The organism is Pseudomonas tritici, from assembly GCF_014268275.3.
Classification (GTDB): domain Bacteria; phylum Pseudomonadota; class Gammaproteobacteria; order Pseudomonadales; family Pseudomonadaceae; genus Aquipseudomonas; species Aquipseudomonas tritici.
In genome coordinates this window covers 2,112,921-2,139,476 of the sequence record NZ_CP077084.1, presented here as the reverse complement: position 1 = coordinate 2,139,476, position 26,556 = coordinate 2,112,921, and the positions used below count along the sequence as shown (strand labels likewise).

Sequence of the window (26,556 nt, the reverse complement as noted above, 5' to 3'; positions counted from 1 at the left end):
CTGCACGGCAAAGGCGCGATTGTCGGCCAACCGGCGGCAACAGGTCACGCACTAATTGCTGATAACATTGGCGCCCGACCGTCAATCAACAATCGAGTGCATGATGAGCCAACCCTGGAGCCCCGACAGCTGGCGCGCCCTGCCGATCCAGCAACAACCCCAGTACCCGGACGCTGCGCACCTGCTGCACGTGGAGCAGAGCCTGGCCAGCTACCCGCCGCTGGTGTTTGCCGGGGAAGCCCGCGAGTTGCGTCGTCAGTTCGCCGAAGTGACCCAGGGACGCGCGTTCCTGCTGCAAGGTGGCGATTGCGCCGAGAGTTTTGCCGAATTCTCCGCCGCAAAAATCCGCGACACCTTCAAGGTGTTGCTGCAGATGGCCATTGTGATGACGTTCGCCGCCGGCTGCCCGGTGGTCAAAGTCGGGCGCATGGCCGGCCAGTTCGCCAAGCCGCGTTCGGCCAACGACGAGACCATCGACGGCATCACCCTGCCCGCCTACCGTGGCGATATCGTCAACGGCATCGGTTTCGATGAAAAAAGCCGCGTGCCGGACCCGGACCGCTTGTTGCAGTCCTATCACCAGTCCACCGCCACCCTCAACCTGTTGCGCGCGTTTGCCCAAGGCGGTTTTGCCGACCTGCACCAGGTGCACAAGTGGAACCTGGACTTCATCGCCAACTCCGCCCTGGCCGAAAAATACAGCCAACTGGCCGACCGCATCGATGAAACCCTGGCCTTCATGCGCGCCTGCGGCATGGACAGCTCGCCGCAACTGCGCGAAACCAGCTTCTTCACCGCCCACGAAGCGCTGCTGCTCAATTACGAACAAGCCTTCGTGCGCCGTGACAGCCTGACCAACGACTACTACGACTGCTCGGCGCACATGCTGTGGATCGGCGACCGTACGCGCCAGTTGGACGGTGCCCACGTCGAATTCCTGCGCGGGGTGAACAACCCGATCGGCGTCAAGGTCGGCCCGAGCATGAACCCGGATGACTTGATCCGCTTGATCGACATCCTCAACCCGGACAACGACCCCGGCCGCCTCAACCTGATCGCGCGCATGGGCGCCGGCAAGGTCGGCGACCACCTGCCAGGCCTGATTCGTGCGGTACAGCGCGAGGGCAAGCAGGTGCTGTGGAGCTCCGACCCGATGCATGGCAACACCATCAAGGCCAGCAGCGGCTACAAGACCCGCGACTTTGCGCAGATCCTGGGCGAGGTGAAGGAATTCTTCCAGGTGCACCAGGCCGAGGGGACGTATGCCGGCGGGATTCATATCGAAATGACCGGGCAGAACGTCACCGAATGCATCGGCGGCGCGCGGCCGATTACTGAAGATGGTTTGTCGGACCGCTATCACACCCATTGCGACCCGCGGATGAATGCCGATCAGTCGCTGGAGTTGGCGTTTTTGATTGCTGAGACGTTGAAGCAGGTCAAGCGCTGAGATTTTTGTCGACTGAGCCGACGCCATCGCGGGCAAGCCCGGCTCCCACAGGGGAATGCGCTCCAAATGTGGGAGCGGCGGTGCGACGATTCGACTTGCCCGCGATGGGGCCCTATAGGCCAATATCCATAGTCATCATTGCCGCCCTTAACCGGTCGGCACTCGGCCGTTGGCAATTGAGCTGGACCTGTTCAAGTCCCAGCCAATCAGCCATCTGCCGCAGGTTCAGCGCCAGCGCCAACATCCCCTCCTCATCAAGCCCCGGCGCCTCCTCATGCACCGCATGCACCGCCAAACGACCATTGGCGCGCTCGGCGCGCAAGTCGATGCGCGCGGCGATCCGTTCGTTGTGCAAAAACGGCAGCACGTAATAGCCGTAGACGCGTTTGTCCTGTGGCGTGTAGATCTCCAAGCGGTAACGGAAATCGAACAAGCGCTCGGTGCGGCTGCGTTCCCAGATCAACGAATCGAATGGCGACAGCAATGCGCTGGCCGTGACGTTGCGCGGCACTTTGGGTTCGGGCAGGCAGTAGGCCGGTTGTTTCCAACCTTGTACCTGGCAAACCTGCAGTCGGCCGTGTTCCACCAGTTCGGCGAGGCGATTGCGGCTGTCGGCAGGATCGAGACGGAAGTAATCGCGCAGGTCCTTCTCGGTGCCCACGCCCAACGCCGTGGCGCTGTGCAGCAGCAAGCCGCGCTGGGCTTCGGCCTCAGTCACAGAGGTTTGTAGGACAGCGCTGGGAATGACCCGCTCCGGCAAATCGTAGAGACGCTCAAAGCCACGTCGGCCAGCAACCGTCACCAGGCCGGCCGCAAACAACCATTCCAGCGCGTGTTTCTCATCGCTCCAGTCCCACCAAAGGCCGGCGCGCTCCTCACGCGTCGAGAGGCTGCCGGCACCCAATGCGCCCTGTTGCCCGACCGTGCGCAAAACGCGCTGGATCGTGGCCTGCTGCTCCCGACCAAAACGCGCCATCTGTGAATAGATACCCTGCCCCTGCTGCGCCCGTACCATGCGCCAGCGCATCAACGGGTAAAGCGCCAGCGGCAATAGTGACGCCTCATGCCCCCAGTATTCGAACAACGAACGCCGCCGGCCCTGGCTCCAGGCCGCCTGCTCAAGGAGCAAAGGGGAGTAATTGCCCAATCGGGAAAACAGCGGCAGGTAATGCGAGCGCACCACGGCGTTCACCGAGTCGATCTGCAACACGCCGAGGCGCTCAATCATCCGGTTGAGATGCGTAGCCTTAATCAGCGCAGGCGCCTGGCGTCCGGAAAAACCTTGGGCCACCAGCGCCATGCGTCGAGCTTGCTTAAGTGAAAAAGACAGGTCGGCGGGCATGAGGTTCTCCGTGTGGACTCACCGAACACCCTACTGCATCAGCGATCATTTTCGCAGCGGGTCTTGCCAGAAATGCAGGTGTCGCTCCTGCTCTACGTCGCCGCGATTGAGCCCGATGTCCTTGAGCGCCTCATCGCTCAAGGTTGCCAGCATCTGCCGCTCCTCGTGCACCACCTGCCAACGGGAAATCTTGTGAAACAGCCCGGAAAATGGACGTTTCACCAGCACTACAAAACCTCTTTGACCTTTCATCTTCTCGCCCTCCAGTGGGGATGGCGCAAGTGTGTGCTCGGGCTTATGATCAATCCAACGAATGTTTCTTATGCAATACATCTCAGAGATTGATCATTTGTCCAGTTTTCCAAGCATCGACACAGAAGTGCTGCGCACCTTCGTCGCCATCGCCGATCAGGGCGGTTTCACCCGCGCCGGGGAATTGGTCAACCGCACCCAGTCGGCGGTGAGCATGCAGATGAAGCGCCTGGAAGAAGACGTGTTGCAGCGCAAGCTGTTCGAGCGTGATGGTCGGCAGGTACGGCTCACACCCGAAGGCCAGGTGTTGCTGGGGTATGCACGGCGCATCCTGAAACTGCACAGCGAGGTGTTCAACACCCTGCGTGAGCCGCACATGGTGGGCTTGGTGCGCATCGGCACGCCAGATGACTACGTGATGCGTTTCCTGCCAGGGATTCTCAAGCAGTTTTCCAAGGCCTATCCGCTGATCCAGATCGAGATGCACTGCGAATCCTCACCAGTGCTGATGCAGCGCCGTGATTTGGCGTTGACCGTTGTCAGTCGCGAGCCAGGCAATGAAATCGGTGAACTGTTGCGCACAGAACGCATGGTGTGGGCGGCGGCGCCATGCTTTTGCACGGACGAGCATGAGGCCCTGCCACTGGCGATGTCCGGTGCCGATTGTCTTTACACCCAGTGGGCACGCTCGGCACTGGAGGCGGCCGGGCGGGATTATCGCCTGGCCTATCACAGCTCCAACGTGGCGGCGATCCAGGCGGTGGTCAACGCCGGCCTGGCGATGATGGTCAGCATGGAAAGCCTGGTGACTGATGACCTGCGCGTGCTTGGCAAGGACGAGGGCCTGCCGCCACTGCCGTCGATGAACCTGCACCTGTTGCGCAACCCACAGATGAATTCGCCCATCACCGAATGCCTGGCGGACTACATCCTCGAAGGTTTCAGACTTTAAAGGTCAGCATCACCGCGCACACCACCAGGAAGCCACAGAACAAGCCGCGCAGCACGCGCTCCGGCAGCGCATGCGCCACCTTCACACCCCAACTGATACTGAGCAAGCCGCCGACGGCCAACGGCACGCCGATCATCCAGTCCACTTCCTGGTGCCAGGCGTAGGTCACCAGCGTTACGCCGGTGCTGGGCAGCGCCAAGGCCAGCGACAATCCTTGCGCGACCACTTGGCTGGTGCCAAACACGCTGGTGAGTACCGGCGTGGCGACCACCGCGCCCCCCACGCCAAACAGGCCGCCCATAGAGCCCGACGCCGCACCCAGTACGCCCAGCCAGGGCCAGGAGTAACGCATCTGTGCAGTCGGGGGTGCGTTGCGGGTGAACATGCGCAGCAGGTTATAGGCCGCCAGCACCATCAGAAAGACGATAAAGCCGATGCGCATCGCCCCCGCATCCAGGCCCACCGCCCAGATCGAACCGAGCCAGGCAAAACTGAAGCCCATGATCCCCAACGGCAGCGCATGCCGCAGTTCGATGCGGTTGCGTTGGTGATAGCGCCACAGCGCAAGCATCACGTTGGGCACCACCATGACCAGCGCCGTGCCTTGGGCCAACTGCTGGTCCAGGCCGAACAATACGCCGAGCACCGGAATCGCAATCAGCCCGCCACCAATGCCAAACAGGCCGCCCACCGTGCCGAGGGCCGCGCCCAAGATCAAATACATCACTAAATCCAACACTGCGCGTTACTCCTCAATCCCAGGCCTTGCATGCTACGCAGTCGGCTATGGCGTGGAAACGCATAGCAACGCACAATGGCTGTGCCAATCTCGCATAAGCGTTTGAGTCATGAACCCGAATACCTTGACCGATCAGCTGGGCCTGTTTCTCGATGTACTGGAGACCGGCAGCTTTTCCGCCGCCGCACGTCGCCACCCGCTGACGCCCTCAGCGGTGGCACGGCGCATCGACAGCCTGGAAAGCTCAGTGGGCAGCCGCCTGTTCCAGCGCAGCACCCACGCGGTAGTGCCGACCCCGGCAGGCCTGGCGTTTGCCGAGCGGGCGCGACGGATTGTCAGCGAGTTGCAATTGGCGCGCGCCGAAGCGGTGTCCCTCAGCCATGCGCCGGAAGGCTTGATTCGCGTGGATGCGCCGGCAGCGTTTGGACGACGGCATCTGGCGCCGGTGATTGCAGATTTCCTCAATGTGTATCCGGGGCTGGATGTGCACCTGCATTTGATCGACAGCTTTGTGGATATGCAGGGCGCGCACCTGGGCAAGGTCGATCTGGTGCTGCGCGCCGGGCATATCGTCGATACCCGGCTGATCGCCACGCCCCTGGCGAGCATCGTACGCATCGCCTGCGCCAGCCCGGCCTATCTGAAAAGCCGTGGCACGCCGCTGCATCCTCGCGAGCTAAGCGAACACGACGGGCTGGACTGGGATGGCTTGGCGCCGATGTTCGCCTGGCGCTTTGAGCTGGATGGGCGCCGCGCGACCTATCGCCCGCAGCGCATCCGCATGAGCGCCAACAACGCTGAAGCCTTGCTGTCCGGCGCACTGGCGGGGCTGGGTATTGCCCATCTGCCCACATGGCTCGCCAGTGAGTACTTGGTGCGCGGCGAGCTGTTACCGTTGTTTTGCGAAAACGGCTTGCCCAGCCCCGAGACCACCGGGATCTATGCGCTGCGCCTGGAGCAGCAACCCAATGCACGTAGCCGCTTGCTGCTGGAATACCTCAAAACCCGTTTCAGCCCAGTACCGCCCTGGGACCTGGCATTGCAAAGCGGCTTGGTCTGACCACCCGGACAGAATTATCTGGCGCATTAAAGATTTGCCCGCTAGATTCCAGCCCAGACACGTTTTTTCGAGGCACCGCCATGAGCAAAAACCCTGATCCGTGCGAATCGCTGATGCTGGACAACCAGCTGTGCTTCGCCCTGCACTCCACCTCGCTGTTGATGACCAAGGTCTACAAGCCTTTGTTGCAGGCCCTGGGCCTGACCTATCCGCAGTACCTGGCGATGATGGTGCTGTGGGAAGAGGACGGTTTGACCGTCGGCGAAATCAGCAGCCGCCTGCTGACCGATCCGGGCTCCCTCACTCCGCTGCTCAAGCGCCTGGAGGTCGAAGGCCTGCTCAGCCGTACACGCAGCCGTGAAGATGAGCGCGTGGTCGTGGTGGAATTGACCGACGCCGGCCGGGCGTTGCAGGACAAGGCCATGGGGATACCTCAGTGCATTCTTGGCGCCAGCGGCTTGGAATTGGACCAGTTGCGCAAGCTGCAAGGCGATTTGATTGCGTTGCGCACCAACCTGCAAGCCAGCATCTAACGCGCTAGACCAGCCACCCAATATCTAAATGTGGGAGCTGGCTTGCCTGCGATAGCGGTCTATCAGTCACAGCAGCATTGACTGACCCACCGCTATCGCAGGCAAGCCAGCTCCCACATTTGGTTTTGTGGCGCGTCAGAAAACTACTCAATGCAAACTTTTTTATAAATTTAGCTTGCGCGCTAAACATTAGCGCTATACATTCGCCTCACCAACTACTTAGCGCACAAACATTTAGCGCTACAACACAAGAGGACAACACCATGCAAACGCTCTATACCGCAGTAGCCACCGCCACCGGCGGCCGTGATGGTCGTGCTGTTTCCAACGACAACATCCTCGACGTCAAACTCTCCACCCCCAAAGAACTCGGCGGTGCCGGTGGCCAGGCCACTAACCCTGAACAACTGTTCGCTGCCGGCTACTCGGCCTGCTTTATCGGCGCGCTGAAATTCGTCGCCAGCCAGACCAAACGCAAAATCCCGGATGACGCCTCGATCACTGCCCACGTCGGCATCGGCCAGATCCCCGGTGGTTTCGGCCTGGATATCGACCTGCACATCAGCCTGCCGGGCCTGGCTCAGGACGACGCGCAAAGCCTGGTCGACGCGGCTCACCAAGTCTGCCCGTACTCCAACGCCACCCGTGGCAACGTCGATGTGCGCCTGCACGTGACCGTCTGATGACCTTGGCCGCCCCTGGAGAACGACATGAACACAATTGGTAAAGCGCTCACCGGTACCCTGCTCGCCCTGTCTATCACCAATGCCTTTGCTGCGACGGGTGATGTGGAACACAACACCCAGGCCTTCCTGGATGCGTTGAACGCCGGCACCGGTAAACCAATAGAGCAACTGACGCCAAAGGACGCCCGTGCCGTACTCACTGGCGCCCAGGCCGGTGTGAAGCTGACCTTACCCAAGGCGGAAGTGAGCCAGAAGACCATTCAGGTCGATGGTAAGCCGCTGGACCTGACCATCGTGCGTCCGGCCGGGGTCAAGGGCACATTGCCGGTGTTCATGTTCTTCCACGGTGGCGGCTGGGTGCTGGGGGATTACCCGACTCACGAACGCCTGGTGCGGGATTTGGTGGCGGGCTCAGGTGCGGTGGCGGTGTTCGTCAACTACACGCCTTCGCCGCAAGCGCACTATCCGGTGGCGATCAACCAGGCCTACGGCGCCACTAAATGGGTGGCCGAGCATGGCAAAGAGATCAATGTCGATGGCAAGCGCCTGGCGGTAGCGGGCAACAGTGTCGGCGGCAATATGGCGGCCGTGGTCAGCCTGATGGCCAAGGACAAGGGCACGCCAGCCATCAAATTCCAGCTGCTGCTGTGGCCGGTGACCGACGCCAGCTTCGACACGGGGTCCTACGACCAGTATGCCGAAGGGCACTTCCTCACCCGCAATATGATGAAGTGGTTCTGGGACAACTACACCACCGACGCCAACCAGCGCGCCGAGGTCTACGCCTCGCCGCTGCGGGCCACCCCTGCTCAGCTCAAAGGCTTGCCGCCCGCGCTGATCCAGACGGCCGGCGCCGATGTGCTGCGTGATGAAGGCGAGGCCTATGCCCGCAAACTGGATGCAGCCGGTGTGCCGGTAACTGCCGTGCGCTACAACGGCATGATCCACGACTACGGTTTGCTCAATGTGGTCAGCCAGGTACCAGCGGTGCGCTCAGCCCTGCTGCAAGCGTCGGACGAACTGAAGCAACACCTGAAGTAAGTCAGTACGACGCCCACGAAAAAGCCCGACACAAGGTCGGGCTTTTTTTCGTATCGGCTGGGCCAGAATTACTTCTTGGCGCGACCTTTGTACGAACCGCCTTCGCGGGTATCGATTTCGATCATGTCGTCGATTTCGATGAAATCGGCCACTTGCAGTTCGGTACCGTTGCTCAGCTTGGCAGGCTTCATCACCTTGCCGGAAGTGTCGCCGCGAGCGGAACCTTCGGTGTAGGCCACTTTACGCACGATGGTGGTCGGCAGCTCTACGGAAACCAGGCGCTCTTCGAAGAAAATAGCTTCGCAAACGTCTTCCATGCCTTCCTCGATGAACGGCAGAACGGCTTCGATATCTTCAGCGTTCAGCTCGTACATGGTGTAGTCGGTGGTGTCCATGAACGTGTAGGTGTCGCCGCTGATGAAGGACAGGGTCGCTTCTTTGCGGTCGAGGATCACGTCGTCCAGTTTGTCATCGGCGCTGTAGACGATCTCGGTCTTGTAACCGGTCAGCAGGTTCTTCAGCTTGGTCTTCATGATTGCGCTGTTACGACCAGACTTGGTGAACTCAGCTTTCTGAACCAGCCAAGGGTCGTTTTCGAGACGGATCACTGTACCGGGTTTCAGTTCTTTACCAGTTTTCATTGCATATATCCGAAATTTGGATGGGATTTACAAAATTCAAGGTGGCGTATCATATCCAACTTTCATAAAACTTCACCAGCGCCGTCGCAAGATCGGCCTGCAAGCCCTGTTCCAGACACCATGTTTCGGCGTGCTGGCTCACCTCCGACCCGTGTTCCAGCAGCATTTTCCACGGTTGTGCCATATCGCCCTCCGTGTTCCAGGCTTGCCAGAGCCCGATAAAGGCAGCCTTTGCCGCCGCTGATAAGCCGGCCGTGTACAGCTCCAGGAAGGCATCGAGCTTGTCGAGATGGATGTCTTCGTCCTGGCGATAGATGTGCCACAGCAACGGCCGGCCGGCCCATTGGGCGCGCACGAACGAGTCTTCGCCGCGTACGGCATTGAAGTCGCAGCACCACAGCAGGTGGTCATATTGCTCTTGGCGTACGAACGCGATGACCTGCACCGTCAGCGCTCCGCGTTGCTGGATGTCCCCCGCTGCCAGCCGGTCCAGGCCCAGCCAGCGCTGCACATCACCCAGAATACGGCCCTCCGGAACCAACAGATGAGTGGCACGCCCATCCGTCGATAACACGTCCAGCCAACTGGCCAGCCCGGCATTTTCGTAGGCAAACAGTGAGATCAGCCGCGCATCGGCTGCGGGAAATATGCCCAAGGCTTGCAGGAAATCTCGCTGCGCGCTGGCATCCTGCTGAAAGGCCCGACGCTGCTCCAGCAGACCCGCCTCGCGCAGCAAGCCTCCGGTGCCGGGACGAAACCCGGGAAAGAAGAAGTACTTCTGCACGCCTTTGAATTTCACCGAAGGCAACCGGTGACACCCCACTACCCAGTCTTCCGCGCTGAGGTAATCCAGGTTCATCCATAACGGCGTACGCTCGCGTTCGGCCATGGCTTCCATATAGTCGGGCGGTAACTGACAGGCGAAGGCGGCGATCACTACGTCCGCCGCAGGCGCCCCCACCCACTCGGCCGGCCAATGGCACACTTCGACGCCTTCCTGCCATTGCAGGTCTTGCTGCACATCAATTTCCGGGCACATGCGTTCGAAGGCACGCAGGTCATCGACCCACAAACGCACAGCGCAAGCGTGCTCCGCCACCAATTGCCGAGCCAGGCGCCAGGTCACGCCGATATCGCCGTAGTTGTCGACGACGCTGCAAAAAATATCCCAGCGGGCTTTCATTCCGGGCTCCAACGATCAAAGGCTCGATTGTCCGCATAAATGCACCGATGCAGAAGGCTTGATCGCGATTATTCTGCACAGCGGCTGTGCGACAATCGCCGCCACGCCGCAAATGCCTGCCAGGAGGCCGCCATGTCTGATCGTTCGTTCTCGCTGCTCAAGCTCAGTGTCTCTATCGCGTTTGGCGTGTGGCTGGGGTTTATCGCCATCGTGCTGACCACTTGGCTGGCTTCGCGCTATCTGTTCCCGCAGAGCTTGGCGCCGGTGGCCCAGGCGGTCCAGCAATTGGGCAAGCCTGCGGTTGTGGAACCTGAACCGCCGAACCGCCTGTTCGAGCAATACCAGCAGAACCTGCAGAAGCAGGAACAGCAGCAAGCCCTGGATCAGGCCCGCAACAATGCACGCAACCTGTCCAACCCCAAATGCCAGTTCTGGCTGCAACAAGACCAGAACGCTCCCAACGAAAAGACTCGGGCCAATGTCCTGCAATTCTGCGATTGATCACTATGAATAAACACGCCGTCCACCAGTTGGTCCTGGAAAAGCTCAGCGTCGACCTCGACATTGCCCAACGGGCCGCGCAGACCGCCTACGAAACTGCGACCCACGAAGAAAACATCGCCGAAAACAAATACGACACTCTGGGGCTGGAGGCTTCCTACCTGGCAGCCGGGCAAGCCAAGCGTGTCGAGGAAATCAAGCAGTCGCTGGCGCTGTGCCAGAACATGGCACTGCGTGCCTACGATGATCAGCGGGGCATAGAAATCGGCGCGCTACTGGGCCTGGATGATGAGAACGGTCGCCAGCAGTGGCTGTTCCTGGCGCCGGACGCGGCGGGTTTGAAAGTGGACGTGGTCGGGCAACCGGTGACCGTCATCACCCCGCGCTCGCCGCTGGGCAACAGCCTGCTGGGCAAGTTTGAAGGTGATGAGGTGGAGATTCTGGTGGCAGGCGCTCGGCAACTGTTTACGGTTACCGAGGCCAAATAAACCACTCAGTGAACGGGCAGTTCAACGCCGTCGAACAGCTCTTCCAGTTCCTGCTTGTTGTGGCACTGGATCGCCTTGGCCATGACTTCACGGGTCAGGTGGGGCGCAAACTTCTCGATGAAATCGCACATGAAACCACGCAGGAAAGTGCCGCGACGGAAACCTATCTTGGTCACACTCGACTCGAACAGCTCGCTCGCATCAAGCACTACCAAGTCTTTGTCGAGGGCCGTGTCGACCGCCATCTTGGCGACGATACCGACGCCCAGGCCCAGGCGCACGTAAGTCTTGATCACGTCGGCGTCGGCCGCAGTGAACACCACTTTCGGCGTTAGGCCACGATGGCTGAAGGCTTCGTCGAGCTTGGAACGGCCGGTAAAACCGAATACGTAGGTCACGATCGGGTATTCAGCCAGGGCTTCCAGGGTCAGTTTCGGCAGCTTGGCCAACGGGTGACCTTGCGGCACGACCACGCAGCGGTTCCAGCGATAGCACGGCATCATCACCAGGTCCCCGAACAGCTCCAGGGCTTCGGTGGCGATGGCGAAATCGACGGTGCCGTCAGCGGCCATCTCGGCGATCTGCATCGGCGAACCCTGATGCATGTGCAGGGCCACGTCCGGGTATTGCTTGATGAAATCACGGATCACCGGCGGCAACGCATAACGAGCCTGGGTGTGGGTGGTGGCGATGGACAGGGTACCCTTCTTTTCGTTGGAGAATTCCTGGGCGATCTGCTTGATGCTTTCGACTTTGCGCAGGATCTCGCCGGCGGTGGTGATGATACGCTCACCGGCCGGGGTGACACGGGTGAGGTGCTTGCCGCTGCGGGCGAACACTTCGACGCCCAACTCATCTTCGAGCAGGCGGATCTGCTTGCTGATACCAGGTTGCGAGGTGTACAGGCTTTGAGCGGTAGCGGAAACGTTGAGGTCGTGGTGCGCCACTTCCCAGATGTAGCGCAGTTGTTGAAGCTTCATATGTGTCCCTCAAAGCAGATAGACGCCACGGGTATCAGCGACGATATATAACTATATTAAAGGTTTGATGGATAAATCTAGAACTTTTTATCGTTTTTACCCATCACGCATCATCACTGCGTCGACGTTGTAACGAAGGCACCAGGTACACAGGCACCGTAGACAACTGCAGCACCCGTGCAGCGGTGCGCCCCAACGGGGTGGCCGCCGCGATCGCGTGGCTATGACTGCCTACGATCAACAAGTCCACGGACAGTTTGCGCAACTGGTCGAGTATCACCTCGCACGGGTCCCCCTGGATCACCCGTACCGAGCGGATCAACTTCAGGTCTTGCTCCCCTTCCCCCAACTCCTCGCGAAAGCTGTCCAGCACCCGCTGCTCAATCGTCGCCATCACCGTGGTCAGCCCCTGGCTCTGCCATTCACTCAGGGCCTTCTCATCAAGGTAGCTCTGTAACACCGATTCGGCGAACAGCCCGATGGGCTCGACCACGTGAATCACATACAAATCTGCCTTGAACGTTCGGGCCAGCGCCAGCGCGTGCTGCATCACATAAGGCGCGTACAGACCGAGGTCCGTGGCGTACAGCATCGAACGAATCATAGAACCCCCCCGGAACTGCCAGGATGGCGGAGATGAAATGAGCTTAGCAGTGCCCGGGCGAATACGATTAGCTTAGATCTTCACCTCATTACTGATGCCATGGGGCACATGCCCGGTCGCTACAAACTCCCTGGCTTTCTCGCAATGCCCGGCCTGGTCATCGAAAAACACATCGGCAGCAAACGCCTCCAGAAACGCGGATTTTTCCAGGCCGCCGAGGAACAACGACTCGTCCAGCCGGATATCCCACTCACGCAAGGTGCGAATCACTCGCTCGTGCGACGGCGCCGAGCGCGCGGTGACCAAGGCGGTACGGATCGGGCAGGACTCATCGGGAAACTCGCGCTGCAGCAGGTTGAGCGCCGCCAAAAAACCCTTGAAAGGACCGCCGTGCAACGGCTGGCGCGCCGACTCCCGCTCGTTGGCCTGGAACGCTTCCAACCCCCCAGCCTGGTACACACGCTCCGACTCATCGGAAAACAACACGGCGTCACCGTCGAAGGCGATGCGCAGCTCTTCGCTGGAGGCACGGTTTGGACCGCCGGACAAAATCGTCGCCGCCGCGAAACCGGCGTCCAAGGCACTGCGCACATCTTCAGCATGGGTCGACAGAAACAGATGGCAGCCAAACGCCGCCAAATAAGGATAAGGACTACGCCCGCCCACGAAAGCGGCGCGGGAAATGTCCAGGCCGTAATGCTGGATCGAGTTGAACACGCGCAGGCCGGTATCGGCACTGTTGCGCGACACCAGCACCACTTCGACCCGGGCACGGCCCAGGCTGGCGTTAAGACTCAGCAGCTTCTTGACCAGCGGGAAGGCATCGCCGGTCTCGAGGATTTCTTCTTCGTGTTCGATCTGGTATTTGCGGTAGGCCTCGACGCCTTGGGCGAGGTAGACCTTGTGGCTGTCGCTCAGGTCGAACAGGGCGCGCGACGAGATCGCCAGCACCAGTTTGTCGCCCAATCCCTTTGCCATGGTGTGTCCCCCGGCTCAGCGGTTATGCCGATCAATAAAACTCAAGGCCTGGTACAGCGCCTGCATCCGCGGCAGTTCGCAACCGGCAGCTTTTGCCGCGGCGAGTGGCCGGGCATAGATCGCCGCCAGTTCCAGCGGGCGTTTGTGCACGTGGTCGTGGTACATGCTCGGCAGGTAGTCGACCATCGTTTCGGTCATGGCGAACATCTGCTCAGCGTAACTCTTGGGGATTTCATGGCCGCAGGCGTGGGCGCCTTGTACCACTTCGGCCATCAACGCCTGAATCAGCTCGCGGCTGGATTCATCCGCCATCATCGCCGTGGTGCCCGCGCCCAATAATACCGAGAGGCCGTTGTAGGGCACGTTCCACACCAACTTATGCCAACGGGCCTGATGCACATTCGCCATGGCCTGGGACTCGATGCCCGCCTTGTGAAACAACGCGGCGCCGGCTTCGACGATCGCCTTTTGGCGGGTTTCATCATTGGCCGCCGAGCCACTGTGATACCCCAGGTTGACCCGGCCCAACGCCTGATGCTCGATAACACCGGGGGCAGAACGATGCACGCCGATGTAGCACAGCCCGCCCAGCAAATGCAGCGACGCGGGCAGGTGCTCACGAAGACTGTCTTCCACATCGAGGCCATTTTGCAGCAACACCACCTTGGCATCCGGCGCCGCAACCTGGGCGATAGTCGGGGCCAGGTCGACGTTGCCGGTGGACTTGGTGCCCACCAGAAGCCAGTCGCACGGTGGCATGTCAGCAGCCCGGGCGTAGGCCTGCACCGGGTGCAGGTGCAAGGGGCCATGCACGGTGCTGTTGACGTGAAGGCCGTGCTCGCTGACCGCTGCGTACTCACTGCGCAACAGGAAGTGCACATCAAAACCGGCGCGTGCCAGCATCAAACCGTAGAAACCACCGATGGCGCCGGTGCCGATGATGCCAATGCGGGGTGATTGTGCGGTCATGGCAGATCCTCTGGAGTGCGGGTAAGCGCATGTTTTATAGAGTCAGCAAGGTCAGAAGGTGTAAGACGCGTCTGTAATTGTCCGAGGAATTGACCCTCGCACACCACGAACAACGCCGGCAAATGAAAGATCTGGTAGCGTTCGACCGCGCCGCCGTTGTGCCCGGCATCCACCCAGCACACCCGGTCCAGCGGCAACGGCCAGCCTGGCAAATGCTGGCGCGCCCAACGGCAACTGGAACACCCTACGCTTGTGAACACGACAAGCGAAATACCTGGCAATCCCAGCAATTGCTGGTCAATATCCAGGTCGGTCAATTCCAGTTCCTTCACTATACTGCTGCTGCCGCCGTCAACTGGACGGTGCTCGGAGTCCGTGTACATGGGTCGTTTTTTACCTCACCCTGATGATGTCGCTGTCGAGTTAATCCAACGCCCCTCTCCTGCCATCCCCCGCCAACGCCTGCACACTATCGGCCTGGGCGGTGTTGCCTGCGATTGGCCACGCGCCTGGCGCGAGGGCACGGCGGTTGATCTGCACATCCCTTCCTTGGGCGCCAGCGCGCGTTATCCGGGCTATGTGGCGTGGTGCCGCAAGGTGGAAAACGGCTACCGCGTCGGTGTCTCGTTTACCGATGAACATGCACTGTTCGGTGCGCGAATGGGTGAGCAAGCATGCCGGATAGAGCGCTATTGCCGCCAGCACGAAGACGCAGAACCCACCGCCCAGCAATTCGAAGCATTGGCCCGCGAGTGGGTATCGCGCCATGCCTGCGAGTTCTCTCATGAGGCGTTTGTGGCGCCAGCGCTGGATTAAAGCGGGCTTTGCCCATTGTCGCGGGCCCGTGTTACGCGCTAAGGTTCCTTCCCCCTGCATCCAAATCATGCTGTGCTCCGCCGCACGGGGATGGCTGGCGGCCGGCACCCGTGACCCTGACGAGTAACACGATGGCTGATTTACCGATCAATGACCTAAACGTCGAATCCAACGAGACCCTGATCACACCTGATCAGCTCAAGCGCGAAATCCCTTTGAGCGACGCTGCCCTGCAGACCGTCACCAAGGGCCGCGAAGTCATCCGTGACATTCTCGACGGCACCGACCACCGCCTGTTTGTCGTCATCGGGCCCTGCTCGATCCATGACCTCAAGGCTGCCCACGAGTACGCCGAGCGCCTCAAAGTACTGGCGGCGGAAGTATCCGACACCCTGTATCTGGTGATGCGCGTCTATTTCGAAAAACCGCGTACCACCGTCGGCTGGAAAGGCTTGATCAACGATCCGTACCTGGACGACTCGTTCAAGATCCAGGATGGCCTGCACATCGGTCGTCAATTGCTGCTGGACCTGGCTGAAATGGGCCTGCCCACCGCCACTGAAGCCCTGGACCCGATCTCCCCGCAGTACCTGCAGGATCTGATCAGCTGGTCGGCCATCGGCGCACGCACCACTGAATCCCAGACTCACCGAGAAATGGCGTCCGGCCTTTCCTCGGCCGTGGGCTTCAAGAACGGCACCGACGGTGGCCTGACCGTGGCGATCAACGCGCTGCAATCGGTCTCCAGCCCGCACCGTTTCCTGGGTATCAACCAGGAAGGTGGCGTGTCCATCGTCACCACCAAGGGCAACGCCTACGGCCACGTGGTGCTGCGCGGCGGCAACGGCAAGCCCAACTATGATTCGGTCAGCGTTGCGCTGTGCGAACAGGCGCTGAACAAGGCCAAGATCAAGCCGAACATCATGGTCGACTGCAGCCACGCCAACTCCAACAAGGACCCGGCCCTGCAACCGCTGGTGATGGAAAACGTCGCCAACCAGATCCTCGAAGGCAACCAGTCGATCATCGGCCTGATGGTCGAGAGCCACCTGAACTGGGGTTGCCAGGCGATTCCAAAAGACCTGGCCGACTTGCAATACGGCGTGTCGATCACTGATGCCTGCATCGATTGGGCCGCCACTGAAAACACCCTGCGCAGCATGCACGCCAAGCTCAAGGACGTATTGCCGAAACGCAAACGCACCTGACACAACACTGCGCACACAAAAACGCCGGGCTGAGCCCGGCGTTTTTTATGGTGCTATTTATGCCTTAGAGCTTCGCGGCATGGCGCTGGTGGCGCTCCATGTAGCGTTCAACGTAGGAGCAGGACGGGATCACCGTATAGCCTGCCTGTTCGGCGAACTTCAAGGCTTCCTCGGTCAATGCCGCCGCAATACCACGGCCCCGCAGTGCGTTGGGCACAAAGGTCCGATAGATATCCAGGGTCTGTTTGCCGAGGTCCATATAGGTCAGATAGGCACGATGACCGTCCACATTGGTCTCGAACTGATGACCAGCCTGGTCATGGTGGATGGACAACGCCTCGCTCATCACTACTCCTCGCGGGTCTTGGTTTCTGACCCCTACCTTACCGATGTTTTTCCGGCGAAGGAACATCTACGCCACCCCGTGCCGGTTCCGACAACGAGAAAACCCTGAGCGCTCACAACCAGCACGTAGGGAATAGTAGGCACCAATCCCGCGATTGCTCAAGGCGCACCTGTCATCCCCTGCCGCTGGTGGATATAGAAAGGGCCTCGATCAACCGATGATCGAAAGCCTGTACATTGCCGGCAGTTGAACCTTGAGACGAACAGGCGCTCTTAAAGTCACCTCTACATGCGCAAAAGATGCCGGGCAACGCAAAGCCGTGCTGAACGAAAGTGTCAGCTGTATATATAAATTTTCATCTATTTACAGGGCTTAACACATGCGGGCCGGCCCTTCCAGCATGGATCCAATTGTCGCCTGATTGAAAAAAATTGGACGCTTTTTATACAAACCTTCAAAAGGTTAGCCAAAATAGATTCGGCACGAGAATTTTTTTTGCTTCTTGCGCTACGTCAGTTTACTTACTACAAGTAATGGGTAGTATGTACGCCGGCTATTAGCTCACTCTGGGCGAACTAGCCATCTAATAGAAAGTCCTTGAAGGGGAACACGATGAACAACGTTCTGAAATTCTCTGCTCTGGCTCTGGCCGCAGTTCTGGCTACCGGTTGCAGCAGCGTCTCCAAAGAAACCGAAGCTCGTCTGACTGCAACTGAAGACGCAGCAGCTCGCTCCCAGGCTCGTGCAGACGAAGCCTACCGTAAAGCTGATGAAGCTCTGGCTGCTGCTCAAAAAGCACAACAGACTGCTGACGAAGCTAACGAGCGCGCACTGCGTATGCTTGAAAAAGCTAGCCGCAAGTAATAATCCTTCGGGGTTGTTATCAAGCCGATCCATTTATGGGTCGGCTTTTTTATTGCCTGGGATTTATACCTGAATAACGCACAATAAAAAGCCCGCCGAGGCGCAAGGCCTTGACGGGCTTTTGAACGAACGCCTTATTGCTGCAGGTCGATCGGCGCGCTGGAGGCGATCGGTGCCGGGCCCGGCACGCCGATTTCCGTCGGCAAACCATCTTCTGCCGCCACCACATCCCGCACCTGGTCCCAGTTCACCCGCAACTGATTGGACAGGTCCTCACGCTTGAGCAAGGCGTTGATCACCGCCGTGTGCTTGTCCACCACCGACGGCGTACCGTCGTCGTTCAATGGGGTATGTGCTTCAAGGTAGACCTTGCCGCCGCTGGCGCCGAACTTGTAGGCATCGTTGATGATGCGCACCGACGTGCCCACCGGCACCATGCCGGCCATCTCCAGCACGTTGTTGTTGAACATACGGAAGCAGCCGTGGCTGGTACGGGTGCCGATGCCGAACTTCGCGTTGGAGCCGTGGATCAGGTAACCCGGCGTGCCCAGGGTGAACTTGAACGGGCCCAAGGGGTTGTCCGGGCCGGCCGGCACCACGTTGGGCAGCGGGTCACCGTTGGCAGCGTGCTCGGCCTTGATCGAGGCGGGCGGCGTCCAGGTCGGGTTCGGCGTTTTGGCAATGATGCTGGTATGGGCGATAGGCGAACCCCAGCCTTCACGGCCAATGCCCAGCGGGAAGGTGTAGACCACGTTCTGGCCCTTGGGGAAGTAGTAGAGCCGGTACTCCGCCAGGTTGATCACAATACCTTCGCGCGGGCCCGGCGGCAGGATGAACCGTGTCGGCAGCACGATCTCGGTGCCCGCCCCCGGCAACCAGGCATCCACACCCGGGTTGGCCGCGACCATCTCCGAATAACCGAGGTCATAGGTGGTGCCCAGGTCGGCAAAGGTGTCTTCGTACTTGGCCTTGATCACCTGGACCTGACCGACGATGTCTTCACCCGGCGGTGGCAAGGGCAACTGCAAAGCTGACGCAGAACAAGCCGCACAGAGTGCAGCGAGAGACAGGCAGCAGGTGACGACGGAAAGGCGCGACAACATCCGGAAAATCCTTCGCAGAACGACGGGGAGGTAAAGATCGATTGTATACGTGAAGCGCGCTTCTAGCTGCCCCTTACAACTCGAAACGCAGCTCCGGCCAGATCGGCGGCGTACCGCGCTTCTGGGATTCCAGGATCGCACGACACAAGGGGCACAGTCGCTGGTCCTGGAAGATCGAGCGATCAACCCGCGACCAACGCGGTTGCGCCGGCAATAGCGTGCCGCACAGCGTGCGATCGATGGTGCCGCCCAGTTCCAGTTGACGCGTCACCAGATGCACCCGCACTTCCTGGCAGGCGAACAGATCCAGCTGCTCGTCCGGCTCGATCAGTTGGTAATTAAACAGGGACCAGGCGGGACGCGACATCAGGGGCTCCAAATCGGGGGGGCGCCACCTTAGCCGAAAGCCTGCCGGTAGAAAAGCGTCATAACAGTGGTTTTAGCGTCGGCCAGACATTTTCCAGCAACTTGCCCTGGGCGCCGACCGCCGGGTGCAGTTGATCCGCCTGCATCAGCTCCGGATGACCGCCCACGCCATCGAGGAAAAACGGTACCAGCGGGACGTTTTTTTCCTTGGCCAACACACCATAGACTTCGGCAAATGCCGTGGTGTAGCGCGGGCCATAATTGGGCGGTAATTGCATCCCCAACAACAACACCTTGGCACCACCGGCCTTGGACTGGTCAATCATCGACGCAAGATTTTGTTTCAATTGCGCCGGGGGTTGCCCACGCAATCCATCATTGCCGCCCAACTCGATCACCACCACGTCCGGCTTATGCTCTGCAAGCGCCGCCGGCAGCCGCGCCAAGCCCCCGGCACTGGTATCCCCGCTGATGGAGGCGTTGATCACTTTATCGTCGAAACCTTCCTGCTTGAGCCGTTGCTCCAGCAGGGCAACCCACCCCTTGCGGGTATCCAGGCCGAAACCGGCACTGATACTATCGCCAACGATCAGGACTGTACCCGCCGCTGCGTTCTGGGCCATGCACATCAAGGCCAGGCCAGCACTCAAAAACCACATTCGCATCGGATTCTCCATGGGCGCAAGCATTCTCACCGCGCGGAACCTTAGCAAAGTGGTTCCCAGCGCGGAAGGTGAACTGACTATCCTGCACGAACTGAGCCTGGAACTGAACAAGGGCGATAGCCTGGCTATCGTCGGCAGCTCAGGTTCCGGCAAATCCACCCTCCTCGGCCTGCTGGCCGGCCTCGACTTGCCCAGCAGCGGCGAAGTCACCCTCGCCGGCCAAGCCTTGAGCACCCTGGACGAAGACCAGCGCGCGCGCATCCGTGCCGAGCACGTAGGGTTCGTGTTCCAGTCCTTCCAACTGCTCGACAGCCTCAACGCGCTGGAGAACGTCATGCTGCCGTTGGAGCTGGACGGCCGCAAAGACGCCCGCGAGCGCGCCCGGCACCTGCTCGAACGTGTCGGCCTGGGCCAACGCCTGACCCACTCACCCCGCCAACTCTCCGGTGGCGAGCAACAACGCGTGGCGATTGCCCGCGCCTTTGCCGCCGAGCCGGACGTGCTGTTTGCCGACGAACCTACCGGCAACCTCGACAGCCACACCGGCGAGCGCATCAGCGACCTGCTGTTCGAGCTCAATAAAGAGAGCGGCACGACCCTGGTGCTGGTCACCCACGACGAGCGCCTGGCCCACCGTTGCCGACGCCTGATCCGCCTTGAAGCCGGCCTGATGGTCGCGCCCCTGGAGCCTTGATGGCACGTTTGCCGCTGTTGCGCCTGTTCAGCCTTGCCATGCGCCAATTGCTGCGCGATGCCCGCGCTGGCGAATTGCGTGTGTTGTTCTTCGCCCTGTTGGTGGCCGTGGCCGCCAGTACCGCCATCGGCTACTTCGGCGCTCGCCTCAATGGCGCCATGTTGTTGCGCGCCACCGAGTTTTTGGGCGCCGACCTGGTGCTGGAAGGCAGCTCGCCGGCCCGCCCCGAGCAAATCCAGTCCGGCACCGAACTGGGCCTCGATCACGCTCGCGTGGTGGAGTTCTCCAGCGTTATAGCCACTGATAACGGCATCCAGCTCTCCAGCATCAAGGCGGTCAACGAGCAGTACCCGCTGCGCGGCGAACTGAAAAGCGCTGCTGCGCCCTTCGGTGAGGAGACCCCTGGCGGCGAGCCCAAACCCGGGGAAGCCTGGGTTGAAGCCCGGCTGCTGACAGCACTGGACCTCAAGGTCGGCGACAGCATTGATGTGGGTATGAAAACCCTGCGCCTGGCCCGCGTGCTCACCTATGAGCCGGACCGCGCCGGCAACTTCTACAGCCTTACGCCCAGGGTGATGATCAACCTGTCGGACCTGGACGCTACCGGTGTCGTACAGCCCGGCAGCCGTGTCAGCTACCGCGAACTGTGGCGCGGGCCACAGGGCAGCACGGCGCTGCAAACCTATCGTGACCTGATTAAGCCAGGACTCGCCGCCAACCAGCGGCTGCAGGACTCACGGGACGGCAACCAACAGATCGGCGGCGCGCTGGGCAAAGCCGAGCGCTACCTGAACATGGCCAGCCTGGTCGCAGTGCTGCTGGCCGGCGTGGCCGTGGCGCTGTCGGCCAATCGCTTCGCCACCCGGCGTTTTGACGCCAGTGCCTTGCTGCGCTGCCTGGGATTGTCACGGCGCGAAGCCATGTTGCTGTTCAGTTTGCAACTGAGCGTACTGGGGCTGCTGGCGAGCCTGACCGGCGCCCTGCTCGGCTGGCTGGCGCAGTTTGGCCTGTTTTACTTTCTCCATGACCTGCTGCCTGCGGACGTTCCACCCGGCGGGCTGTTACCGGCAATTGCGGGAATCGGCACCGGCCTGGTCGCCCTCGCCGGTTTCGCCCTGCCGCCCTTGGCCGCCCTGGGTCGTGTCCCCCCGCTAAGGGTATTGCGTCGCGACCTGCTGCCGATTCCCTCCAGTACCTGGATGGTCTACGGCGCGGCACTGTTTGCATTGGGCCTGATCATGTGGCGCCTGAGCCTCGACCTGGTGCTGACCTTCGCCCTGCTGGGCGGTGGCGTGGTGGCTGCACTGGTCCTCGGCGGCCTGCTCCTGCTGCTGTTGCAAAGCCTGCGCCGCCTGCTGGCACGCGCCTCCCTGCCGTGGCGCCTGGGCCTGGGCCAATTGCTGCGCCACCCGTTAGCGGCGGCCGGACAATCCCTGGCGTTTGGCTTGATCCTGCTGTCCATGGGCTTGATCGCCCTGCTGCGTGGCGAGTTGCTCGACACCTGGCAAAACCAGTTGCCCAAGGACGCGCCCAACTATTTCGCCTTGAATATCCTGCCGGCCGACAAGGATGCCTTTGGCGACCGCCTGCTGGAACTGCAAGCGCAATCCGCGCCGCTGTACCCGGTGGTGCCGGGTCGCCTGATCAGTATCAACGGCGAGCCAGTACAGGAAATCGTCAGCAAGGATTCAAGCGGCGATCGCGCGGTACAACGCGACCTGAGCCTGACCTGGGCTGCCGACCTGCCACCGGGTAATGCCCTGACGGCGGGCTCATGGTGGTCACAGCAACCCACCGATGAAATCCCTGGCGTCTCCGTAGAAGCCAAGGTAGCGGAAAGCCTCAAGCTCAAGCTCAATGACCACTTGGTGTTCACGGTGGGCGGCGAAAATCGTGAAGCGCGGGTGACCAGCCTGCGGACCATCAACTGGGATAACTTCCAGCCCAACTTCTTCATGATTTTCCAGCCAGGCACCTTGAAGGACCTGCCGGCCACCTACCTGACCAGCTTCTACCTGGCACCCGGGCATGACCAGCAAATCGTCGACCTGTCCCGGGCGTTCCCGGCGGTAACCATCCTGCAGGTCGAGGCACTGCTGGAGCAGTTGCGCAGCATCCTCGCCCAAGTGACCCTGGCGGTGGAGTACGTACTGCTGTTTGTCCTGGCAGCGGGGATGGCGGTGTTGTTCTCGGGCCTGCAGGCCACGCTCGACGAACGTATCCGCCAAGGCGCGCTGTTGCGCGCACTGGGTGCCGAACGCAAGCTGCTGGTCAAGGCCAGGCGTATCGAGTTCGGCTTGCTGGGTGCCGTCAGTGGCCTGTTGGCGGCACTGGGGACCGAACTGGTGACCTTTGTGCTGTACCGCTATGCATTTGACCTGGCCTGGCAGCCTCACCCATGGTTGCTGTTGCTGCCGGTGATTGGCGCCGTGCTGATCGGCGGTGCCGGTGTGTTTGGCACCCGTCGTGCACTGAACGCCAGCCCGCTGACTGTATTGCGCGAAGGTTGAAGCGCCGTGTGGGAGAGCTTTAGCAACGCGGCGAAGGGATCACCGCGCGGTCTTTGCCAGACCGCAGCGCCTGCATCGCAGCGTCGCTGAAGCTCGACAGCTCCCACATGTGATCTCTAGTGTTTTCGGAGCCCCGCTCACTTCACATACTCGATCCCGGTGATCCACCAGCACACTTCACCACTCGGGGTCTGCACGAGGGCCTCGTCGTCTACTTCCTTGCGCAGCAGCGCACGGGCCATGGGTGAGTCGATGGAGATGTAGTCCATCCGTTCATAGATCTCGTCATAGCCGACGATACGAAAACGCTTGGTCTCGCCCTGTTCATTTTCGATGTCCACCCAGGCGCCAAAAAACACCTTGCCCTCCTGCTCGGGCATGTACTCCACCACACGCATGTCTTCCAGGCGCTTGCGCAGGTAGCGCACGCGACGGTCGATCTCGCGCAGCAACTTCTTGTTGTACTGGTAATCGGCGTTTTCGCTGCGGTCCCCCAGCGAGGCCGCCCAGGTCACTTTGCGCGTGGTGTCCGGGCGCTTCTCACGCCAGAGGTAATCCAGCTCCTTCTTCAGCGCTTCATGGCCTTCTTTGGTAATCAGCTTGGTACTCAAACGCTTGCATCCCCAGGCAATGTCCATAGGTGCCGATACGCCTGGGTTTCAAGCCCGGGCGTTGGCTGGCTGGCGTTGATGATAAATGAACCCGGGAAAGTAGCCAGGCCAGTCTAGCTATCCAACGCCCGATCCAGCTCAAGCAGCATGCCTCTCAGGCTTTGCCGCAGGCCCGCCACCTGCGACGTCATCACCTTCAGGGCTTCGGTCCTCTGGCTGACCGCAAGCGACTGATCATGCAGTTGAGCGGTGCGTTGTTCCAGTTCTCGAACCTTCTCATCCAACTGGGTTTGCCCCTGCTGCAACCGCGCCTGCCACTGCTCAAGTGCGGCCTCCTGCTCGATTGCCGCGAGTTTTTGCTGGGTCAGCTCCTGGGCGACACGGGCAAGGTTGGTCAACGTACTGTCCACCTCGAACAACGTACTGTGGTCACCTGACGCAGGGGGTTGCGGTTGCGCCGGCGCGACGGGTGCAGGTGGGATTGCAGGTGGCTGCGGCGCGATGATCACGGGCGTTTCGACGGAAGCTGGCAGGGGCTCCTCAACCAGATGTTCATGCGTCGGCCGGGGTGGCTCTGAGGGGCCTGCCCCTTTGACCGGGGAGCTCATTTGTGACGAAAAACGAATGGACGGCACAATCAATGAAGCACTTTCGATAGCCGGCAGTGTCGAGGCCGACATGCCCAGGGTGATCACTTTCATCACAAGCGCTTTCTTGATAATCACCGAGTGATGATCCTCGGGCCTGGCGGGCGGCAGCTTGCAACCTTTCAAATCGACAAAATGATAGGGCACCTGGGTCTCAGTAACGCCGCCCGCCTTAACCCCCGAAGCGGCCAATGTCAGTATTTGCTTAAACACATGTAAGGCCACCTGCAAGTCTTCCTTGGACTCGACCCCGCCCAGGAAATACCGGTCAAGTTTCTTACGCAAGCCCGCGATATAGACCCTGGAACTTCCCGGCTCTACCTCCTCATCCAAACTGTAAACAAGAAAGTTGGAGGCCGTCTGACCTACAGCAAACCCACAGAGCAGTGCACCGTTAACTGGAGCATCTTGACCGTCGCGTTCAAGCACAAGGGTACGTAGCAGCATCATGGCATTCAGGCCTCATTATGCGGGGCAGAAAGTTTATATAAACAACAAATAAACATTCAAAAATTGGACGCTTTTAAAACACGACACATTGTTTCAGTGGCTTGACTGCCGCGCACGTAGGACTTGTCTTATTAATAGTTATCGGCGTTCCCAAAAACAGTCATTACCCGTACCCTTTTTTCACGCCCCCTACGTCATGCCAAACTTATTCGGTAAAAAAATGATCGAAATAAGCAATCTGACAAAACACACGGGTAACACAACTATAATCAGCGACTTTTCATTTAGCGCCCATTCACAAGAATGCCTGGGTTTATTCGGAGAAGATCATACGGTCAAAACAGCCCTGCTCAATCTAATAGCCGGTTCGACGCAGCCGTCCAGCGGTTATATAAATATCCAGGGCTTCAATACTCAAACCCACGCACTTAACGCGAAAAAACTCGTCGGCTACCAACTGTCCAAAGACCTCGGCCATCCAACAATGTCCGTCAACACATTCCTTGGCTTTATCGCGGCCGTTCGCGGCCTCCACGGCGCCGAAAAGCGCGCACGGTTGGAACACGTTGTTGCACGACTGGAACTGTTTCCGGTGCTCAATGCCCCCCTCGACGCGCTCTCCCTTGCCTGGAAACGCAAAGTCGCTATTGCCCAAGCCATCCTGCATGGTCCAGCCCTGTTACTGCTGGATGAACCAACCGAAGGGCTCGCACCTGATCAGAAACATACATTCAGGGCGCTTATCCAATCACTGACGCAAGAAATGACAGTGATCATCGCCTCTCGTCACTGCGATGAATTGTCCGAATTGTGTACACGCGCACTGGTCATAGCCGGCGGTCGCCTGGTGGCCGATACCCCACTGCCCGATCTACAGCGCGACTCCCGTCACTTCCAGGCCGTCACACTTGCTGCGGACACCCCGTTGGATCTGCTGGCCCTCGCCGTACTGCCAGGCGTGGCAGGCATCGAGGAGCATCGGCATGCACCCGGCACGGTGACCGTTCTCGCGATGCCGGGGCACACCATCTATCCCCATATCAACACGCTGATTGCCAGTCGTCGCTGGAAAATCAACTCACTGAATCTGGAACCAGGTCGCCTCAATGATGTAGTCCACCAACTGAGCCAGGAGGCGTCTCTTTGAAACTATTGCCTGTCATTTTAAAGCGTCAACTTGCCAGCTTTGCCTGCACACCCAGTATTTACCTGAACATTGCGATCTTCCTGATACTGTCAGTCACATTGGGCATGTACATAAGCTCGTGGCCGGAACAAAACAGCGGCGACTTGCAGGTCTTTTTCCAGTTCCATCCCTGGTTGTACTTATTGTTGATTCCCGCCCTGGCCACGCAACTATGGTCGGATGAAGCCAATGCAGGTTTTTTCGGCGTGATGAAAACCATGCCCATCACGACATTTGAATGGGTTATCGGGAAATTCCTCGCCGCCTGGCTCGTCGCAGGTACAACGCTGCTCCTGATGTTTCCTCTCGTCATTATTGCCAACTACTTGGGCAGAGCGGACAACAGCGTTATCGCTTCACAATTTTTGGCGAGTTGGCTGCTCGCGGGCAGCTACCTGTCCGCTGGTTGCTTTATTTGCACATTTGTAAGCCAGCGCACTGTCATTTTCGTACTGACCCTGGGCTTGCTGCTGACCGCCAGCGGACTCTCTAGTGTATTGGATGCGCTTGAGCACCAAGCCCCGATAGGGTTGATCGACAGCCTGGCCACACTCAGCCCGGCTTTACGATTCAGCAGTATCGATGATGGAAAACTTACACTTCGCGACACGCTTTACTTCATTAGCATGATCCTCGCCTTTCTCGCTGCGGCGACCGTCACACTCAACTACAAACACAGCTGAGAAGGGAA

Annotated in this window: 31 protein-coding genes; 15 read left to right on the top strand and 16 right to left on the bottom strand. The window is 59.9% G+C overall.

The window, feature by feature from the left end; genetic code table 11:
• The first annotated feature begins 103 nt into the window (after positions 1 to 103).
• A complete protein-coding gene (locus HU722_RS09565) occupies positions 104 to 1,450 on the top strand; it encodes a class II 3-deoxy-7-phosphoheptulonate synthase (protein ID WP_049709292.1) in 1,347 nt (448 codons plus the stop codon).
• 112 nt (positions 1,451 to 1,562) lie between these two features.
• Here the strand turns inward: HU722_RS09565 and HU722_RS09560 are convergent, their stop codons facing one another.
• Both HU722_RS09560 and HU722_RS09555 read right to left on the bottom strand, forming a co-directional pair.
• Positions 1,563 to 2,792, bottom strand: coding sequence for a winged helix-turn-helix domain-containing protein (locus HU722_RS09560; protein ID WP_186752984.1), 1,230 nt, complete (start codon positions 2,790 to 2,792; stop codon positions 1,563 to 1,565).
• A gap of 45 nt (positions 2,793 to 2,837) precedes the next feature.
• Positions 2,838 to 3,044, bottom strand: a complete 207-nt coding sequence (locus HU722_RS09555; protein WP_065872727.1) for a DUF1127 domain-containing protein — start codon at positions 3,042 to 3,044, stop codon at positions 2,838 to 2,840.
• 70 nt (positions 3,045 to 3,114) lie between these two features.
• Between HU722_RS09555 and HU722_RS09550 the strand changes: the two genes are divergently transcribed.
• Positions 3,115 to 3,996 carry a LysR family transcriptional regulator gene (locus HU722_RS09550; RefSeq protein WP_065882422.1) on the top strand — a complete coding sequence of 294 codons (882 nt, stop codon included), beginning with the start codon at positions 3,115 to 3,117 and terminating at the stop codon, positions 3,994 to 3,996.
• Here the strand turns inward: HU722_RS09550 and HU722_RS09545 are convergent.
• Positions 3,986 to 4,735, bottom strand: coding sequence for a sulfite exporter TauE/SafE family protein (locus HU722_RS09545; RefSeq protein ID WP_065872729.1), 750 nt, complete (start codon positions 4,733 to 4,735; stop codon positions 3,986 to 3,988). The genes HU722_RS09550 and HU722_RS09545 overlap by 11 nt on opposite strands.
• Before the next feature lie 109 nt (positions 4,736 to 4,844).
• Here HU722_RS09545 and HU722_RS09540 point away from each other — a divergent pair, with 109 nt between their 5' ends.
• The 4 genes from HU722_RS09540 (at position 4,845) to HU722_RS09525 (ending at position 8,055) form a co-directional block, all read left to right on the top strand.
• Positions 4,845 to 5,795, top strand: a complete 951-nt coding sequence (locus tag HU722_RS09540) for a LysR family transcriptional regulator (RefSeq protein WP_049709297.1) — start codon at positions 4,845 to 4,847, stop codon at positions 5,793 to 5,795.
• Positions 5,796 to 5,875: 80 nt separating this feature from the next.
• Positions 5,876 to 6,328 (top strand): MarR family winged helix-turn-helix transcriptional regulator, encoded by a 453-nt coding sequence (locus HU722_RS09535; RefSeq protein WP_065872730.1) that lies wholly within the window; start codon positions 5,876 to 5,878, stop codon positions 6,326 to 6,328.
• 263 nt (positions 6,329 to 6,591) lie between these two features.
• A complete protein-coding gene (locus HU722_RS09530; RefSeq protein WP_010211852.1) occupies positions 6,592 to 7,011 on the top strand; it encodes an organic hydroperoxide resistance protein in 420 nt (139 codons plus the stop codon).
• 27 nt (positions 7,012 to 7,038) lie between these two features.
• The gene (locus HU722_RS09525) at positions 7,039 to 8,055 is read left to right on the top strand and encodes an alpha/beta hydrolase (protein ID WP_083224225.1); all 1,017 of its coding nucleotides are present in this window, start codon (positions 7,039 to 7,041) and stop codon (positions 8,053 to 8,055) included.
• A gap of 68 nt (positions 8,056 to 8,123) precedes the next feature.
• Here the strand turns inward: HU722_RS09525 and HU722_RS09520 are convergent, their stop codons facing one another.
• Both HU722_RS09520 and earP read right to left on the bottom strand, forming a co-directional pair.
• Positions 8,124 to 8,696 carry an elongation factor P gene (locus HU722_RS09520; RefSeq protein ID WP_065872731.1) on the bottom strand — a complete coding sequence of 191 codons (573 nt, stop codon included), beginning with the start codon at positions 8,694 to 8,696 and terminating at the stop codon, positions 8,124 to 8,126.
• Between the two features lie 49 nt (positions 8,697 to 8,745).
• Complete coding sequence (gene earP, locus HU722_RS09515) at positions 8,746 to 9,879, bottom strand: elongation factor P maturation arginine rhamnosyltransferase EarP (RefSeq protein ID WP_065882420.1); 1,134 nt, start codon at positions 9,877 to 9,879, stop codon at positions 8,746 to 8,748.
• 132 nt (positions 9,880 to 10,011) lie between these two features.
• Here earP and HU722_RS09510 point away from each other — a divergent pair, with 132 nt between their 5' ends.
• Positions 10,012 to 10,380, top strand: coding sequence for a hypothetical protein (locus HU722_RS09510; protein WP_065872733.1), 369 nt, complete (start codon positions 10,012 to 10,014; stop codon positions 10,378 to 10,380).
• A 5-nt stretch (positions 10,381 to 10,385) separates the two neighbouring features.
• Positions 10,386 to 10,868, top strand: a complete 483-nt coding sequence (locus HU722_RS09505) for a GreA/GreB family elongation factor (protein WP_065872734.1) — start codon at positions 10,386 to 10,388, stop codon at positions 10,866 to 10,868.
• A gap of 5 nt (positions 10,869 to 10,873) precedes the next feature.
• Here the strand turns inward: HU722_RS09505 and cysB are convergent, their stop codons facing one another.
• The 5 genes from cysB to HU722_RS09480 form a co-directional block, all read right to left on the bottom strand.
• Positions 10,874 to 11,848, bottom strand: coding sequence for an HTH-type transcriptional regulator CysB (gene cysB / locus HU722_RS09500; protein WP_012722988.1), 975 nt, complete (start codon positions 11,846 to 11,848; stop codon positions 10,874 to 10,876).
• 103 nt (positions 11,849 to 11,951) lie between these two features.
• Complete coding sequence (locus HU722_RS09495) at positions 11,952 to 12,452, bottom strand: universal stress protein (protein WP_049709304.1); 501 nt, start codon at positions 12,450 to 12,452, stop codon at positions 11,952 to 11,954.
• Between the two features lie 72 nt (positions 12,453 to 12,524).
• Positions 12,525 to 13,430: a 5'-nucleotidase gene (locus HU722_RS09490; protein WP_049709305.1), complete on the bottom strand. Its 906-nt coding sequence runs from the start codon at positions 13,428 to 13,430 to the stop codon at positions 12,525 to 12,527.
• A gap of 15 nt (positions 13,431 to 13,445) precedes the next feature.
• Positions 13,446 to 14,399, bottom strand: coding sequence for a putative 2-dehydropantoate 2-reductase (locus HU722_RS09485; protein ID WP_186752986.1), 954 nt, complete (start codon positions 14,397 to 14,399; stop codon positions 13,446 to 13,448).
• Entirely contained in the window at positions 14,396 to 14,782 is a 387-nt protein-coding gene (locus HU722_RS09480; RefSeq protein ID WP_065882418.1) for a thioredoxin family protein, read from the bottom strand. The genes HU722_RS09485 and HU722_RS09480 overlap by 4 nt, the downstream gene beginning before the upstream one ends.
• On the opposite strand from HU722_RS09480, the gene HU722_RS09475 reads away from it, so the two are divergent.
• Complete coding sequence (locus tag HU722_RS09475; protein WP_065882417.1) at positions 14,781 to 15,215, top strand: PilZ domain-containing protein; 435 nt, start codon at positions 14,781 to 14,783, stop codon at positions 15,213 to 15,215. The genes HU722_RS09480 and HU722_RS09475 overlap by 2 nt on opposite strands.
• Positions 15,216 to 15,346: 131 nt before the next feature.
• Positions 15,347 to 16,423: a 3-deoxy-7-phosphoheptulonate synthase gene (locus HU722_RS09470; protein WP_016975370.1), complete on the top strand. Its 1,077-nt coding sequence runs from the start codon at positions 15,347 to 15,349 to the stop codon at positions 16,421 to 16,423.
• A gap of 64 nt (positions 16,424 to 16,487) precedes the next feature.
• On the opposite strand, the gene HU722_RS09465 is transcribed toward HU722_RS09470, so the two are convergent.
• Entirely contained in the window at positions 16,488 to 16,769 is a 282-nt protein-coding gene (locus HU722_RS09465) for a GNAT family N-acetyltransferase (protein ID WP_049709309.1), read from the bottom strand.
• A gap of 612 nt (positions 16,770 to 17,381) precedes the next feature.
• On the opposite strand from HU722_RS09465, the gene oprI reads away from it, so the two are divergent.
• Positions 17,382 to 17,633 carry an outer membrane lipoprotei OprI gene (oprI, locus tag HU722_RS09460; RefSeq protein ID WP_003172710.1) on the top strand — a complete coding sequence of 84 codons (252 nt, stop codon included), beginning with the start codon at positions 17,382 to 17,384 and terminating at the stop codon, positions 17,631 to 17,633.
• 134 nt (positions 17,634 to 17,767) lie between these two features.
• On the opposite strand, the gene HU722_RS09455 is transcribed toward oprI, so the two are convergent.
• The 3 genes from HU722_RS09455 to HU722_RS09445 form a co-directional block, all read right to left on the bottom strand.
• Positions 17,768 to 18,736 carry a L,D-transpeptidase family protein gene (locus HU722_RS09455; protein WP_186752987.1) on the bottom strand — a complete coding sequence of 323 codons (969 nt, stop codon included), beginning with the start codon at positions 18,734 to 18,736 and terminating at the stop codon, positions 17,768 to 17,770.
• A gap of 73 nt (positions 18,737 to 18,809) precedes the next feature.
• Entirely contained in the window at positions 18,810 to 19,103 is a 294-nt protein-coding gene (locus HU722_RS09450; protein WP_065872740.1) for a hypothetical protein, read from the bottom strand.
• A gap of 58 nt (positions 19,104 to 19,161) precedes the next feature.
• Positions 19,162 to 19,767 (bottom strand): arylesterase, encoded by a 606-nt coding sequence (locus tag HU722_RS09445; RefSeq protein ID WP_065872741.1) that lies wholly within the window; start codon positions 19,765 to 19,767, stop codon positions 19,162 to 19,164.
• 10 nt (positions 19,768 to 19,777) lie between these two features.
• On the opposite strand from HU722_RS09445, the gene HU722_RS09440 reads away from it, so the two are divergent.
• Complete coding sequence (locus HU722_RS09440; RefSeq protein ID WP_005786391.1) at positions 19,778 to 20,461, top strand: ABC transporter ATP-binding protein; 684 nt, start codon at positions 19,778 to 19,780, stop codon at positions 20,459 to 20,461.
• Positions 20,461 to 22,971 (top strand): ABC transporter permease, encoded by a 2,511-nt coding sequence (locus HU722_RS09435; RefSeq protein ID WP_065872742.1) that lies wholly within the window; start codon positions 20,461 to 20,463, stop codon positions 22,969 to 22,971. Before HU722_RS09440 ends, HU722_RS09435 begins: the two co-directional genes overlap by 1 nt.
• 137 nt (positions 22,972 to 23,108) lie before the next feature.
• On the opposite strand, the gene greB is transcribed toward HU722_RS09435, so the two are convergent.
• Complete coding sequence (gene greB / locus HU722_RS09430) at positions 23,109 to 23,582, bottom strand: transcription elongation factor GreB (protein WP_065872762.1); 474 nt, start codon at positions 23,580 to 23,582, stop codon at positions 23,109 to 23,111.
• 113 nt (positions 23,583 to 23,695) lie between these two features.
• Entirely contained in the window at positions 23,696 to 24,679 is a 984-nt protein-coding gene (locus HU722_RS09425) for a hypothetical protein (RefSeq protein ID WP_065872743.1), read from the bottom strand.
• Between the two features lie 220 nt (positions 24,680 to 24,899).
• Between HU722_RS09425 and HU722_RS09420 the strand changes: the two genes are divergently transcribed.
• Positions 24,900 to 25,826: an ABC transporter ATP-binding protein gene (locus HU722_RS09420; RefSeq protein WP_065872744.1), complete on the top strand. Its 927-nt coding sequence runs from the start codon at positions 24,900 to 24,902 to the stop codon at positions 25,824 to 25,826.
• Positions 25,823 to 26,548, top strand: coding sequence for an ABC-2 transporter permease (locus tag HU722_RS09415; protein WP_065872745.1), 726 nt, complete (start codon positions 25,823 to 25,825; stop codon positions 26,546 to 26,548). The genes HU722_RS09420 and HU722_RS09415 overlap by 4 nt, the downstream gene beginning before the upstream one ends.
• Positions 26,549 to 26,556 lie beyond the last annotated feature (8 nt).